This window comes from Streptomyces sp. NBC_01255, from assembly GCF_036226445.1.
Classification (GTDB): Bacteria; Actinomycetota; Actinomycetes; order Streptomycetales; family Streptomycetaceae; genus Streptomyces.
Genome location: NZ_CP108474.1, coordinates 1,446,370 through 1,460,830, shown reverse-complemented (window position 1 = coordinate 1,460,830; position 14,461 = coordinate 1,446,370). Strand labels below are relative to the sequence as shown.

Genomic DNA, 14,461 nt, shown 5'->3' with positions numbered 1-14,461 from the left:
TCATGCACCCCACACCGCCAGGTCCGATCGCCCGGCTCCGCTCGCTTCGCTCCGTCGAGCTGTACACCCCCGCCTTCACCGAGGCCGCCGGCTTCTACGAGGACGTCTGGGGCCTCGAAACCGTGGAGTCCGACACGGGGACGCGCTGGCTGCGCGGTACGAGCGACGAACACCACGTCCTCCAGCTGACCGAGCGCGAGCGCGTCGGCCTCGGCCGGATCTCCTTCGCCGTCGGATCCCCGGCCGAGGTGGACGAGGCGGCCCGGCGCCTGGAGGCGCGCTCCCTCGTCCCCGTCTTCGGCCCCGGGCCGCTGGACCAGGCGGGCGGCGGATACGGGCTGCGGTTCACCGACCCCGAAGGGCGCCTCGTCGAGATCAGCGCCCACGTCGAGGCGGTCGTCCCGCGCGGACGGGACGGCGCCGTGCCGGTCGGGGTCACCCACACCGTGCTCAACACCGTCGACATCGACGCCGCCGTCGCCTTCTACCGCGAGGTGCTCGGCCTGCGCGTCTCCGACTGGTCCGAGCACCAGATGGCGTTCCTGCGCTGCAACGCCGACCACCACTGCATCGCCTTCAACCAGGCCGAGTGGACCTCGCTCAACCACGTGGCGTACGAGATGAGCTCGGTCGACCACTTCATGCGCGGCCTCGGCCGGCTCCGCCACCACGGCATCACCCCCCAGTGGGGACCCGGCCGCCACGGTCCCGGGAACAACACCTTCTCCTACTTCACCGACCCCTCCGGACTGGTCTGCGAGTACACCTCCGAGGTCGCCCAGATCGTCGAGGACGCGTGGATCGCCCGCGTCTGGCGACGGGTGCCGGACCTGTCCGACCTGTGGGGGACGGCGGGTCCGCCGTCGAAGGAGATCCGCTGCCACATGGCGGGCGCGCCGGACCCCGGCCCGCTCGCCCCCGTCGACGCCCAGGAGGTCACCGTATGAGCACCGTACGCAAGGTCGGCATCGTCGGCTGGGGTGCGATCGGCCGGATCGTCGGCACCGCGCTCGCCGCGGGCGACGTGAGCGGCGCCGAGCTCGCGTGCGTCGTGGACAACCGTCCGCTCGGCGAGGCGGCCCCGGCCCCGCAGGTCCCCTTCGAAGAGGCCCTGGAGCTCTGCGACCTGATCGTGGAGGCGGCGGGCCAGGGAGTCGTACGGGAATGGGGCGAGCGGGTACTGGCCTCCGGCACCGACCTGCTGATCGCCTCCACCGGGGCGCTGACCGACGACGAGCTGGCGAAGCGACTGCTCGCGGCGGGCCCTGGCCGGGTGTACTTCACCGGCGGTGCCGTCGGCGGTCTCGACCTTCTTCAGGCGGCCCGCTCCCTGGGACCCCTGAGCGAGGTCCGGCTCACCACCACGAAGCTGCCGTCGACCCTCGAACAGCCGTGGATGGACGAGGAGTTGCTCGCCCGGCTGCGGACGGCGACCGGCCCGGTCGAGGTCATGAGCGGAACGGCCCGCGAGGTGCCGGTCAGATTCCCGAAGTCGACGAACGTGGCCGCCTCGGTCGCGCTGGCCGTCGGCGACCTGGACGCTGTGCGGGTCCGGGTCGTCGCCGATCCCGCGGCACACCACACCCGCCACGTCGTCGAGGCGGCCGGCGCGCACGGGACGTACCGCTTCGAGGTCGCTCACCTGCCGGACCCGGGCAACCCGGCAACCAGCCAGGTGGTGCCGTACGCCGTACTGCGCAGCCTCGCCGCGCTCGCCGGGCGGACGGGACAGATCCTGTGAGCGCCGACGTCCTCGCCCCCGCCTCCACGGAGGTCCACGTCGAGGAAGCCGGCGACCACGGGCCCCTGCTCCTGTGCCTGCACGGCATCGGCTCGTCGTCGGCCGCCTTCGCCCCGCAGCTCGCTGAACTCTCCTCGCACGCACGGGTCGTCGCCTGGGACGCCCCCGGCTACGCCATGTCCCCCGACCCCGAAGTCGCCCTCACCCTCGACGACTTCGCGGACACGGCGGCCGGACTGATCCGGGAGCGCGGCGGGAGCGCCCATGTGCTCGGCGTCTCCTGGGGCGGTGTGATCGCCCTGCGGCTCGCCGCCCGCCACCCCGACCTGGTCGCCTCGGTCATCGTCGCCGACTCCAGCGCCGGCTCGGGTACGGACTCGGCGAAGGCGGCGGGCATGCGGGCCCGCGCCACCGAGCTGGCCGAGCTCGGTCCGCGGGCCTTCGCCGAGGCCCGGGGGCCACGCCTGGTGTCCCCCGGCGCCCCGGACGAACTGGTCCGGCGCGTCGTGGACACCATGGCGGCCTCGGTGCGGCTGCCGGGCTACGCGTACGCCGCCGAGTCCATGGCCTCGGCCGATCTCCGTGCCGAACTGCCCTCGGTCGCCGCGCCCTCGCTCGTCCTCTGCGGCGACCAGGACACGGTCACCGGAATCGAGACCGGTCAGGTCCTCGCCGGGTCCCTCCGCAAAACCGCCTTCGTGATCGTCAAGGACGCCGGTCACCTGGCCAACCAGGAGCAGCCCGGGCGCTTCAACGCCTGGGTCCTCTCCCACCTCCGCATCACCGCACGCATCCCCGAACAGGAGCTGTTCCCATGCCGCTGACCACCACCGCGTACGAGAACGGCGGCGACCTCGCCGCGTACACCGACTCGCTCATCGCCACCAAGGGCTCCCGGGTGGCGGACTTCGGCACCCTCTCCTTCCAGGAGAAGGCCGGCCCGCAGTACCGCCGCGGCCAGATCCGCTACGTCGGTTCGGGCGCCACCGGCAACCACGAGAGCGACAGCCGGATCATCCCCTCCGGCGGCTTCACCTTCTCCAACATGCTGCTCCCGCCCGGCGCCGAGGGCCCGGCCCACACCCACCACGACGTCGAGGAGGCCTTCTTCGTCCTGGAGGGCGAGGTCAAGGTCGGGATCCACCGCGGCCCGGACGAGGCCGAGTACCGCACCCTCGGCTACCGCGACATGATCGTCGTCCCGGCCGGCGTGACGCGCTCCCTGAAGAACGAGGGCGACACCGACGCCCTGTTCTGCGTCGTCATCGGCACGCAGAAGCCCCAGGTGCCGACCTACCCCGAGTACTCGCCGATGCACGGCGTCACCCGTGACTGACCCGCGGGCCGTCGTCGTCACCGGGGCGGGCCGTGGCCTGGGACTGGCCATGGCCCGCCGGGTCGGCGAGGACGGCTTCCGGGTCGTCGTCGCCGAACTGGAGCGGGAGCGGGGCGAGCGCGCGGCCGCGGAGCTGCGCGAGGAGGGCATCGACGCCCGCTTCGTACGCTGCGACGTCGCCGACCCGGACTCGGTGGCCGCGCTGGCGGCCGCCGTGCGGGAGATCGGCCCGCTGTACGGCCTGGTCAACAACGCGGCGCTCGCCAACGGCGTGGGCGGCAAGGAGTTCCAGGACATCGACATCGAGGTGTGGGACCGGCTGATGACGGTCAACGCCCGCGGCCCCTGGCTGGTGGCGAAGGCCCTGTACCCGCTCCTCGCGGCACCGGGCCGGATCGTGAACATCGCCTCGGACGCCGCGCTCTACGGCTCCCCACGTCTCGCCCACTACATCGCCTCCAAGGGAGCGGTCATCGCCCTCACCCGGGCCATGGCGCGCGAACTCGGCGACAAGGGGATCACCGTCAACGCGATCGCCCCCGGACTCACCGAGGGCGAGGCGACCGAGACCGTGCCCGCCGAGCGGCACGACCTCTACGCCGCGAACCGGGCCGTCTCCCGGCCGCAGCAGCCCGAGGACCTCATCGGGATCGTCTCCTTCCTGCTCGGCGAGGAGTCCCGCTATCTGACCGGACAGGTGATCGCCGTCAACGGCGGATTCACCATGAACTGACCTGTAGGAGAAACGAGTTATGGATCTGGGTCTCGCCGACCGCACGATCGTGGTCACCGGCGGCAGCTCGGGTGTCGGCCTGGCCACGGTCCGCGCCCTGCTCGACGAAGGAGCCCGTGTCGCCACCTGTGGCCGTGACGCCGACCGTCTCGCCACGGCGGCCGCCCGGCTCGGCGCCGGTCGCGACCGCCTGCTCACCGGCGTCTGCGACGTCCGGGACGCCGACGCCGTGGACCGCTTCGTACGCGGCGCCGCCGACACGCTCGGCGGCGTCGACGGGCTCGTCAACAACGCCGGGCAGTCCCGCATGAAGGGGCTCGACGACTCGACGGCCGAGGACTGGCGCGACGAACTGGAGCTCAAGTTCGCCGGGGTGCTGAACCCCCTGCGCGCCGCGCGCCCGTTCCTCGCCCGCTCCGGAGCGGCGAGCGTCGTCAACATCAACGCGGTCCTCGCCAAGCAGCCCGAACCCCGCCTGATCACCACCAGCGCCGCCCGCGCCGGCATCCTCAACCTCTCCAAGTCCCTGTCGGCCGAACTCGCCGGCGACGGCATCCGGGTCAACTCCGTGTGCCTGGGTCTCATCGACACCGGCCAGTGGACCCGCCGCCACGCCGCGGCCACCACCGGCACGAGCTACGAGGACTGGCAGGCGGAGCTGGCCGCCGACCGGGGCATCGCCCTCGGCCGCCTCGGCCGGGCCGAGGAGGTCGCGTACGCGGTCGTCACCCTGCTCTCGCCCCGCGCCTCCTACATCACCGGCACCAGCATCGACGTGTGCGGCGGCGTCGGCCGCTCCATCCTCTGAGGAGACACCATGCGTTACGACAACGGAGGCGATCTCCTCGTCGCCATCCTGCGTGAACTGGGCATCGACACCGTCTTCGGCATCGTCAGCGTGCACAACCTGCCGCTCGTCGAGGCCGTCGACCGCGACCTGCGCTTCGTTCCCGTGCGCCACGAGGCGTCCGCCGTGAACGCCGCCGACGCCTACGGACGCGCCCGCGGCTCCATCGGCTGCGCCCTGACCTCCACCGGAACCGGCGCGGGCAACGCCGCCGGATCGCTGATCGAGTCGCTGAGCGCCGGCAGCTCCGTGCTGCACGTCACCGGTCAGGTGGAGAGCGAATTCCTCGGCAGCGGACGGGGATTCATCCACGAGACCAAGGACCAGCTCGGCATGCTCACCGCCGTGTCGGCCCACGCGGCGACCGTGACGGACACCGAAGGGGCGGGCCGCATCCTGCGCGAGGCGGCGCGGGCGTCGCTCGGCGGGCCGGCCGGACCCGGCGGACCGGTGAGCGTGGAGTGGCCGATCGACCTTCAGTACGCGCCCCAGACCGACGGTCCCGCCGTACCCGTCTTCCCCGCCGTGCCGGCCCCCACGGACGGTGAACTGGCCGCCGCAGGGGAGCTGTTGGCCTCCGCCCGCCGCCCGCTCGTCTGGGCCGGCGGCGGCGCGACCGGGGCCCGCCCCGAACTCGCCCGCCTCCTGGAGGCGACCGGAGCGGGACTGCTCACCTCCAACTCCGGGCGCGGCACTGTGCCCGAGGACCACGAACAGGTCATCGGCAACTTCGCCACCACCCCCGCCGCGCGGGCCCTGCTCGCCGACGCGGACGTGCTGCTCACCATCGGCACCCACTTCCGGTCCAACGAGACCGCCGACTACACGCTGGACCTGCCCGCGGCGCACATACAGATCGACGTCGACGCGGCGGCGCTCGGCCGGGTCTACCCGGTCGCGCACCCCCTGCACGGCGATGCCGCGCCCACCCTGGCGGCCCTGACCGGGCACGCCACGCCCGCCGAGGACGGCTGGAGCGAACGCGTCCGCGCCGTGCGCTCCGAGGTGCGCGCCCATCTCCACGACGCCATCGGCCCGCAGGCCGCGATCTGCGACGCGATCCGCGCCGCGCTGCCGCGCGAGGCCGTCGTCGCCCGTGACGTGACCATCCCCTCCAGCAGCTGGGGCAATCGCCTCCTGGAGATGTACGACCCACGGGACAACGTCTTCCCCCGGGGCGGCGGCATCGGTCAGGGCCTCGGCATGGGGATCGGCGCGGCACTCGCCCGGCCCGACGCACCCACCGTCGTCCTCGCCGGCGACGGCGGACTCGCGGTGCACCTGGGCGAACTGCTCACCCTGGCCCAGGAGCGCCCACGGCTCACCCTGATCGTCTTCAACGACGGCGGATACGGCGTGCTGCGCAACATGCAGGACCGCCACAGCGAGCGCCGCTCCGGCGTCGACCTGGTCACTCCCGACTTCGAACTCCTCGCCCGTGCCTGCGGTCTGCCGTACCTGCGGATCGCCGCCGAGGAGCACGCGGCACCGGTCATCGGCGAGGCGGTCGCCTCGGACGGGCCGACGCTCGTCGAGGTCGACCTCGCGGCCCTGGGCCCGATGAAGAACCCGTTCACCCCACCCGTGAGGATCCCCGGCCGGTAATCCGGTCCCGACCCGCACCCGCACTGCCCGATCGCCGGTAAGGAGGCACCAGGCCATGAGCGAGAACCCCCTGCACCTGATCGTCCACCGCATGACATGGGAGGCCGAGGGCGTACTGTCCGTCGCGCTGACCCACCCCGACGGCAAACCCCTGCCCGCCTGGACACCCGGCGCCCACATCGACGTGCACGTCGGCGGCCGGATCCGCCAGTACAGCCTGTGCGGCGACCCGCACGACCAGAGCACGTACCGGATCGGCGTCCTCAACGAACCCTCCTCGCGCGGCGGTTCACGATTCGTGCACACCGAACTCCGCCCCGGCCAGTCCGTCACGGTCTCCGAACCGCGCAACCACTTCGCCCTGGAGGACGCCGGCTCGTACGTCTTCGTCGCCGGCGGCATCGGGATCACCCCCCTCCTCGCGATGGCCCGTGAGGCCGCCCGCCGGGGCGCCGAATGGCGCATGGTCTACGGCGGGAGGAGCCGGGACTCGATGGGCTTCACCGCCGAACTCGCCCTGCTCGAAGGCGATGTGATGCTCGTCCCGCAGGACGAGCTGGGCCACATCGACCTGGACGCGGTGCTCGCGCGGCTGCCCGACGGCGCGCTCGTCTACTCGTGCGGACCCGAACCCCTCCTCGCGGCCGTGGAGGAACGCTGCCCGGAAGGCCGCCTGCGCCTGGAACGGTTCGCCGCCCCCGCCGTGGAACGCGACGGAGCCGACGAGGAGTTCGAGGTCGAGTGCCGCACCTCGGGCCTGACGCTCCGGGTCGGCGCCGACACGTCGATCCTCGACGCCGCGGAGAGCGCCGGGCTGAGCGTCAACAGCTCCTGCCGCGACGGCATCTGCGGGTCCTGCGAGACCAGGGTGCTCGACGGCACGCCCGACCACCGCGACTTCCTGCTCAGCGAGGCGGAGCAGTCCGCCGGCGCCACCATGATGATCTGCGTCTCGCGGTGCGCCTCCGGCCGGCTCGTCCTCGATCTGTGAACCCTTCCCCCGCCTTCTCAGGAGAGAACGTGACCGACACCTGGCCGTACCTGGACGTCCATCAGTCCCGTACGCACGAGCCCACGCCCTACGAGTACAGGCTCGCCGCCACCCTCGAACAGGTCTTCGCACAGGAGGGCCACGAGCTGGCCGACGTGGTGCGCGGGCTCAACGCCCGCGCGGTGCACACCGCGGACGGCACGCCGTGGACCGAGGAGTCCTTCCGCGCCGAGATGAACCGACTGGGAGACTGACATGACGCTGTCGTCCACCGCCACCGCGGACCGCATCTACGCCACCGGTCTGCGCAACCAGTGGCATCCCGTCGTCCCCTCGCGCTTCGTCGCCCCCGGCGCGATGCGCAAGGTGACCGCACTCGGCGAGCAGTGGCTGCTGTTCCGCCGCTCCGACGGAACGCTCTCCATGCTCGCCGACCGCTGCCCGCACCGCGGAGCCCCCCTGTCGCTCGGCAGGCACCTCGGCGACCGAGTGGCCTGCTGGTACCACGGCGTCGAGGTCGGCACCGACGGCACGGTGACCTCGGTGCCCGGACTGCCCGGCTGCAACCTGGAGGGCAAGAAGCTGGTCACCTCGCTGCCCGTGCGCGAGGTCGGCGGTGCGGTCCTCGCCTGGTTCGGCGACGAGGAGCACCCGGAGCCGGCCGAGCTGACGCTCCCCGATCCGCTGACGGACCCCGCGGTGGACGCGTTCCTCTGCTACGCCGAGTGGGAGGTGCCCTGGCGGTACGCGGTGGAGAACCTCCTCGACCCCATGCACGGCGCCTTCCTCCACCACGAGTCGCACACCATGTTCGCCGGCGACACGACCGCCAAGTTCCGCATCCGGGAGACCGACCGCGGCTACTTCTTCGAGAAGACCGACCAGCGGGGCGTCAACTTCGACTGGGTCGAGCTGTGCCGTACGGGCGTCGACTGGGTCGACCTGTCCATCCCGTACCCGCCGTCGGCCGGTCCGGGCGGACCGTTCGGCATCGTGGGCATGGTCTGCCCCGTCGACGAGCAGCGCTCCGGCGTCTTCTTCTGGCGCTACCGCCGCGTCGAGGACTGGCAGCGCGCGTCCTGGCGCTTCCTGTACAAGACGCTGATCGAGGAGCGGCACTGGGAGGTTCTGGAGCAGGACCGCGTGATGTTGGAGGCCATGCCCGCCGACGCCGACCAGCGGGAGAACCTCTACCAGCACGACCTCGGCGTGGTCCGGCTGCGCCGGCTCTACCGGGCGGAGGCCGAGGCGCAGTCCTCTGCCGGGGCTTGAGAGTGTGTCGCTGACGAGCTTGTCCAAGCCGTCGCCGGCCTGCTGTCCCCACAGCAGGCCGGCGATGTCGTTCAGGCAGCTGTCCCGCAGCAGAGGAGCGGGCAGCGTTGCCGGCTCAGTCGGTCGCCGCCGGTGCCAGGGAGAGATTCCAGAAGTCGGCGTAGCGGCCGCCGTGGCGCAGGAGTGCGTCGTGGCTGCCTTCCTCCACGATCCGGCCGCGGTCCAGGAAGACGACGCGATCGGCGCGCCGGACGGTCCGCATCCGATGCGCGACCATCACCACCGTCCGCCCGGCCATCAGGCGTTCGATGCCCTCATGGACGGCTGCCTCGTTCACCGGGTCGAGTGCGGAGGTCACCTCGTCCAGGAGCACGATGGGCGCGTTCTTCAGCAGCGCCCGCGCGATCGAGACGCGTTGGCGTTCACCACCCGACAGCCTCGCGCCGCCCTCGCCGACAGGCGTCGACCATCCGTCGGGCAGCCGCTCGATCACCTCGTCCAGTCGCGCCGCCGTCGCCGCCGCCCGCACCTCGGCCTCGTCGGCGTCGGGGCGGCCGAGACGTACGTTCTCCTCGATCGTGCCGTCGAAGAGGTAGACGTCCTGGAAGACGATGGCGATCTGCGCCATCAGCACCTCGGAGTCGATCGCCCGTACGTCGACACCTCCCACACGCACCGCGCCCGCGTCCACGTCGGAGAACCGCGCGAGCAACTGCAGCAACGTGCTCTTGCCGGAACCCGAGGGTCCGACCACGGCGAGTCGTTGTCCCTGCGGCAAGGACAACGACAGGTCGTCGATCACTGTGCGGTCGCCGTGCCGGAAGGCGACGGATGCGAACTCCAGGTCATGGCGGACCGGCTGGACCGGTTCGTCGGCTTCCGGCAGCGGCTCGGTGCGCAAGACCGTGTCGAGCCTCGCCAGTTCGTACCGTGCGCCGCGGATCTGGCCACCGATGTCCGCCAGCGACAGCAGCGGATCCGCGCACCGGGCGGCCAGCACCAGGATCGCCAGGACCTCCGCCGTACCGATGCTTCCGCCGAGCGCGAGGTAGGCGCCCAGGGCCAGCACGACGGTGAACGCCGTCTGTACCGCGAGCGTCGAACCCACTACGCCGGGCAGCGCCGAGCGTGTGGAACGGCGGGACGCGTGCTCGACGTCCCGCAGGGAGTCGTCGAGTACCCGGAAGCGTTCGACGGTCCGGCCGCCGGCCCGCAGCACCGGCTGGGCCTGGAGGTATTCGATGACCCGCCCGGTGGCCTCGTGGTCGCGTTCGTGGCGCTCCGCGTCGGTGGCGGCCATCGAGCGGCCCGTCCGGATCTGGATCGCCGCCACGATCGGTACGGCGGCCAACGCGGCCAGACCCATCTGCCAGTTGAAGGCCGGCATCACGACGACGATCGTCAGGGGGGTCACACAGGCGGAGATGAACGGGGCCAGCAGATGCGCGATCACACCCATCGCCTGGAGGACGCCGCGGCCGGCCAGGACGGACACCTCTCCGAGGCGGCTCGCGTCGTACCAGCCGACGGGCAGTCGGGCCAGGTGATCGCCGAGACGGTGGTACGTCCCGCGCAACAGCGTGGTCCCGGCAAGGAAACCGGACCGGTCGCTGACGTAGCGCAGTGCCGCGTAGACCGCGACCGCGGCCCCGAACGCGATCAGCCAGGGCCACGCGTCTTCAGGCGTGCTCCCGAACAGCGCACGCAGTACGGGAACCAGCAGTGCGCAGGACAGACCTTCGACCACCGCGGTCGTCGTCATCAGGGCCACGGTGCGACGCACCGGCCGGCCGTACTCGTGGCCCAGCACGCGCAGCAGCATGCGAATCATCGGGGCTCGCCTCCCTGCGGTACGTCACCGTGGGTGTCGGTCCGGTCGGCGAGCGCCGACCGTTGGGATTGCCAGAACGTGGCGAACTTTCCTTGCTGTGCCAGCAGTTCGGACGGCGTGCCGCGTTCGATGATCGACCCGTTGTCCAGCATCACGACGGTGTCGGCGTCGGCGATCGTCTCCAGGCGATGGGCGATGACCAGGATCGTCCGGTCACCCTCCAGCGTCGCCAGTGCCCGGCGAACCGCCTGTTCGGTCTGCGGGTCCGCGAAGGCGGTCGCCTCGTCGAGTACGAGAACGGGCGCGTCGCCGATCAGGGCGCGTGCGAGCGCGATGCGTTGCGCCTCGCCACCCGACAGGCCGGCGTCCTCACCGATCACCGACTCGTATCCGCGGGGCAGTTCGAGAATGCGCTCGTGGATGTTCGCCAGCCGGGCTGCGCGCACCACGTCGTCGAGGCCGGCGTGCGGTACCGCCAGCGCGATGTTGTCCGCGATCGACGCGCGCAGCAGGCGGACGTCCTGGAAGACGAAGGAGACCGTCCGGTAGAGCTGTCGGCTGCCGAGCTCACGCAGGTCGACACCGCCGAGGACGACGGAACCGTGGGTCGGGTCGAAGAACCGCGGCAACAGCTGGACCAGCGTGGACTTTCCGCTTCCGGACGGACCGACGATCGCGGTGGTGGTCCCCGGTTCGAGCACCAGATCGATCCCGCGCAGGACCTCGTGATCGGGTTCGTACCCGAATCGGACATCGCGCAGTTCCACCCGGTGACCCCGTGGTGCGACCGGGTGCGCGGGCTCCGGTAGCGACGGCACCGCGAGTACGTCCCGGATCCGGCCGACCGCGCGCCGGGCGGCCTGGATGTCGTCGAAGCCGTGGCCGAGGGCCGCCACGGGTGCGGTCAGGCCCAGCCCGAGCAGCAGGAAGGGCAACAGGTCGGCCGGAGCCATGCCGCCGGTGGTGATCAGAGCCGTACCGCCGATCAGGACGACGAGCAGGACGAACGGCGGCGACAGCGCCACCTGCATTCCGGCGGCGATCCCGGCGAGACCGCGCACCATCCGGAGGAAGCTGCTGACGAAACCGTCCACCGCCGTGAGAAACCTGCGGTGGGCGCGCCCGGACGCGCCGAACGCCTTGACCACGGCGATGCCCTGGACGAACTCGACGACGGAACTCGAGATCCGCCCCATGGCGGCGTCGAACTCCTCCTGCTCGCGCAGTCGGGTCGGGGTCATCATCAGGGGAACGAGCGCCACCGCCAGCACGACCGGTAGCAGCGTGATCAGCGTGAGCCGCCAGTCGACGGTGAACAGGTAGATCAGCGACGTCAGCGGAACCACGAAGGCGGAGACGAGCTCGCCGGGGGTGTGGGCGATGAACGGGTGGACGGCGCTGACGTCGTCCCCCACCACCTTGGCCAGCTCGCCGGTCCGGCGCCGGAAGAACCAGCCGATCGGTGCGCGCCCCAGCCGCGCGGCCAGTTGCCGGCGGAGCGTCAGTTGCACCTGGCCGTCGACGATGTGCCCGATGCCTGACGACGCGGCCGTGAACAGCAGCCTGAGGAACAGCCCGGCGGCACCCGCGAGCACGACGATCCGGACATGACCGTGATCGATCGGGCCGGACGCCAGTAGTGCGCGCCCCAGTTCGACGACCGCCAGCAGCGGCATCAGCCCCGCGAGGGCGCCGATGACCTGCAGGATCACCACGGCGGCGAAACTCCAGTAATAGGGGCGCAGCAACCCGGCCGTGTTCTGCCCGGCCGCGGAATCGGCATCGGGTGGTGCTGTGGACTGCTCCCGGCTCTTCATCATCACGAACTCCGGTTTCCTCACTGCCTTTTGAGTTTCCGAACGTGTTCCGAAAGTAGCACGGGACAGGCCGCCGTGAGCATGAAGGCCGCATCCGCACCCGTTTCGAGGCGGGGGCGAGGGGCGGCATGATGGGACGATGTCCCGAGCGCCCGCACCGCACGGCCGCACCGGCCGGCCACCCCTGACCTCCCGTGAGCAGATCCTGGTGGCCGCCCGCCGGCTCATCGATCAGCACGGCTGGGAGAAGCTGACGATCCGCGGCCTGGCCGCCGAGATCGGCATCGGGGCGACGACCCTGTACCACCACATCCGGAACAAGGACGACCTGCTGCTCCTCCTGCTCCATCACCACATCGAGCAGGTGGGACGCCCCGAACTGCCCGGTGACCCACGGGAGCGCATCGTCACGGCCGCCACCGCGCTCCACGACGCCCTCGCGGCCTGGCCATGGGCGGCGGAAGTTCTCTCGGCCGACGGTTTCGTCGGTCTCCTCGACGAATCGGCGATGTGGATGGTCGAAGCCATCGTGGCCGGAGCCGGCGACCACGGATGCACACCGGAGCAGAGTGTCGACGTCTTCCGCGGCATCTGGTACTTCACCGTGGGCGAGGTCCTGGTCCGCGCCCACTCCGCCCGTCGGCAGGCCGAGGGCGTGCCCTTCGCCTACCGCGACGACCTGGACCCGTCCCAGGTGCCCCACCTGGCCGCCATCGGCGTCCGGTGGGCAGCGCTGGCCGCGCGGGACATCTACCCTCAGGTACTCCGCACGTTCGTCGACGGGCTGCTCGCGCAAGCCCGGTCGGAGGCCGTATCGGAGTGATCCGATACGGCCTCCGACCGTTTTTCGTGGGTCAGGCCAGCTTCTTGAGGACCTCGGCCGCGAGCGGGGCGGAGGAGGACGGGTTCTGGCCGGTGACGAGGTTGCGGTCGACGACGATGTTCGGCACCCAGGGCTCGCCGACCTGTACGTCCACGCCGGCCTCGACGAGGCGGGTCTCCAGGAGCCACTTGGCCTTGTCCGCCAAGCCGGCCTGGGTCTCCTCGGCGTTGGTGAAGGCGGCGACCTTGTAGCCCGCGAAGGCGTTGGTGCCGTCCGCCCGCGTGGCGGCGAGCAGCGCGGCGGGGCCGTGGCAGACGACGGCGAGGGGCTTGCCCGAGTCGAGGGCGTCGATCAGGATCCGGCCCGAGGCCGGGTCGGCGGCGAGGTCCTCCATGGGGCCGTGGCCGCCGGGGTAGAAGACGGCCGCGTAGTCGTCGAGGTCCACGTCCTCCAGCGTGATCGGGTTCTTGATCTCGGCGAGGGACGCGAGGGTGGCGGCGATCTTGTCGGCGCCCTCCTGGCCGCCGTTGACCTCGGGGGCGAGGCTGCCCCGGTCGACCGTGGGGACGACTCCGCCGGGGGTGGCCACGACGATCTCGTGGCCGGCAGCCTTGAACGCCTCGTACGGCGCGACGGCCTCCTCCGCCCAGAAGCCGGTGGGGTGCTTGGTGCCGTCGGCGAGCGTCCAGTGGTCGGCGCCGGTCATCACGAGAAGGATTGTGGACATGCGGGGGCCTCCGAGGGTTCAGATCGTCGGTGAGGTCATGTCCTCACGCTATGCCCGCGGGGTTCGGCCTGCGACGTCGCTCACCGAGGGGCGGTCAGGCCCGCGAGGGTGAGTGCTCTGGCGACGGCCGGAAGGTCCCGTGGATCGCCGTCCGGGTCGGTGGGGCGCAGCCGCTCCAGCAGGAGGCCCGGCTCCAGGCGGTGTGCCTCGGCTTCGGCCAGAAGGGTGTCCGCGCTCGGCCCGTCGACGGTGCCGTCGATGTGGTCGGACAGTTCGCTCAGTGTGCGGCCCCGGTCGACGAAGTCGCTCATGCCGCAGTCCAGGCCGTCGTCGCCGAGGTCGTCGGGGTAGGGTGCGCGGGCCCAGGACCCGTTCTCGTACCAGTAGACGCAGCCCAGCTCGTAGCCCTTGAGCCGGTCGTGCAGTTCGTCGTACGGGAGCCAGTCCGGGCCGCCCGCCAGCATGTCGATCGGCGGCTCGTGCCACTTGACGCCGCTCGCCTCGTCCTCGCCGTACAGCACGAACCGGCCCTCGCCCATCCGGGACATGGTCCACCACGTGCAGCCGGCGTCGTCGTAGTGGAGGCCCTCGTCGTCGATCCAGCGCCCGGTGCGGTAGCCGCTCGGGCGACTCTCTTCCTTCGTGGTCGCGCCGAGCGAGGCGAGCAGCGCCCACCGGGCCCACAGGGCCTCGCCCGCCGGAAGGTCCTCCGGCAGTCCCGGACGGTGAATGGTCATC

Annotated in this window: 15 protein-coding genes; 11 read left to right on the top strand and 4 right to left on the bottom strand. The window is 71.7% G+C overall.

Features of this window, described 5'->3' with window-relative positions; translation table 11 throughout:
* The first annotated feature begins 2 nt into the window (after positions 1–2).
* The 10 genes from OG357_RS06250 to OG357_RS06205 are packed head-to-tail and all read left to right on the top strand — an operon-like array spanning position 3 to position 8,525.
* Complete coding sequence (locus OG357_RS06250) at positions 3–947, top strand: VOC family protein (RefSeq protein ID WP_329620184.1); 945 nt, start codon at positions 3–5, stop codon at positions 945–947.
* The gene (locus OG357_RS06245; protein WP_329620183.1) at positions 944–1,741 is read left to right on the top strand and encodes an aspartate dehydrogenase domain-containing protein; all 798 of its coding nucleotides are present in this window, start codon (positions 944–946) and stop codon (positions 1,739–1,741) included. Before OG357_RS06250 ends, OG357_RS06245 begins: the two co-directional genes overlap by 4 nt.
* Positions 1,738–2,565 (top strand): alpha/beta fold hydrolase, encoded by an 828-nt coding sequence (locus tag OG357_RS06240; RefSeq protein WP_329620182.1) that lies wholly within the window; start codon positions 1,738–1,740, stop codon positions 2,563–2,565. The genes OG357_RS06245 and OG357_RS06240 overlap by 4 nt, the downstream gene beginning before the upstream one ends.
* Positions 2,556–3,077 carry a cupin domain-containing protein gene (locus tag OG357_RS06235; protein WP_329620181.1) on the top strand — a complete coding sequence of 174 codons (522 nt, stop codon included), beginning with the start codon at positions 2,556–2,558 and terminating at the stop codon, positions 3,075–3,077. The genes OG357_RS06240 and OG357_RS06235 overlap by 10 nt, the downstream gene beginning before the upstream one ends.
* Positions 3,070–3,810 (top strand): SDR family oxidoreductase, encoded by a 741-nt coding sequence (locus OG357_RS06230; RefSeq protein WP_329620180.1) that lies wholly within the window; start codon positions 3,070–3,072, stop codon positions 3,808–3,810. The genes OG357_RS06235 and OG357_RS06230 overlap by 8 nt, the downstream gene beginning before the upstream one ends.
* Positions 3,811–3,829: 19 nt before the next feature.
* Positions 3,830–4,618 (top strand): SDR family oxidoreductase, encoded by a 789-nt coding sequence (locus tag OG357_RS06225; RefSeq protein ID WP_329620179.1) that lies wholly within the window; start codon positions 3,830–3,832, stop codon positions 4,616–4,618.
* Between the two features lie 9 nt (positions 4,619–4,627).
* Positions 4,628–6,262, top strand: a complete 1,635-nt coding sequence (locus OG357_RS06220; RefSeq protein ID WP_329620178.1) for a thiamine pyrophosphate-binding protein — start codon at positions 4,628–4,630, stop codon at positions 6,260–6,262.
* Positions 6,263–6,317: 55 nt separating this feature from the next.
* Positions 6,318–7,253 (top strand): PDR/VanB family oxidoreductase, encoded by a 936-nt coding sequence (locus OG357_RS06215; RefSeq protein ID WP_329620177.1) that lies wholly within the window; start codon positions 6,318–6,320, stop codon positions 7,251–7,253.
* 29 nt (positions 7,254–7,282) lie between these two features.
* Entirely contained in the window at positions 7,283–7,507 is a 225-nt protein-coding gene (locus OG357_RS06210) for a recombinase-like helix-turn-helix domain-containing protein (protein WP_329620176.1), read from the top strand.
* Between the two features lies 1 nt (position 7,508).
* Positions 7,509–8,525: an aromatic ring-hydroxylating dioxygenase subunit alpha gene (locus tag OG357_RS06205; RefSeq protein WP_329620175.1), complete on the top strand. Its 1,017-nt coding sequence runs from the start codon at positions 7,509–7,511 to the stop codon at positions 8,523–8,525.
* 115 nt (positions 8,526–8,640) lie between these two features.
* Here the strand turns inward: OG357_RS06205 and OG357_RS06200 are convergent, their stop codons facing one another.
* Positions 8,641–10,356, bottom strand: coding sequence for an ABC transporter ATP-binding protein (locus OG357_RS06200; RefSeq protein ID WP_329620174.1), 1,716 nt, complete (start codon positions 10,354–10,356; stop codon positions 8,641–8,643).
* Positions 10,353–12,176, bottom strand: coding sequence for an ABC transporter ATP-binding protein (locus OG357_RS06195; protein WP_329625499.1), 1,824 nt, complete (start codon positions 12,174–12,176; stop codon positions 10,353–10,355). The genes OG357_RS06200 and OG357_RS06195 overlap by 4 nt, the downstream gene beginning before the upstream one ends.
* 136 nt (positions 12,177–12,312) lie before the next feature.
* Between OG357_RS06195 and OG357_RS06190 the strand changes: the two genes are divergently transcribed.
* The gene (locus OG357_RS06190) at positions 12,313–12,996 is read left to right on the top strand and encodes a TetR/AcrR family transcriptional regulator (protein ID WP_329620173.1); all 684 of its coding nucleotides are present in this window, start codon (positions 12,313–12,315) and stop codon (positions 12,994–12,996) included.
* Positions 12,997–13,027: 31 nt separating this feature from the next.
* Here the strand turns inward: OG357_RS06190 and OG357_RS06185 are convergent, their stop codons facing one another.
* Both OG357_RS06185 and OG357_RS06180 read right to left on the bottom strand, forming a co-directional pair.
* On the bottom strand, positions 13,028–13,723 hold the full coding sequence (locus OG357_RS06185) for a type 1 glutamine amidotransferase domain-containing protein (protein ID WP_329620172.1): 696 nt from the start codon (positions 13,721–13,723) through the stop codon (positions 13,028–13,030).
* A gap of 80 nt (positions 13,724–13,803) precedes the next feature.
* Entirely contained in the window at positions 13,804–14,460 is a 657-nt protein-coding gene (locus OG357_RS06180; protein ID WP_329620171.1) for a hypothetical protein, read from the bottom strand.
* Position 14,461 lies beyond the last annotated feature (1 nt).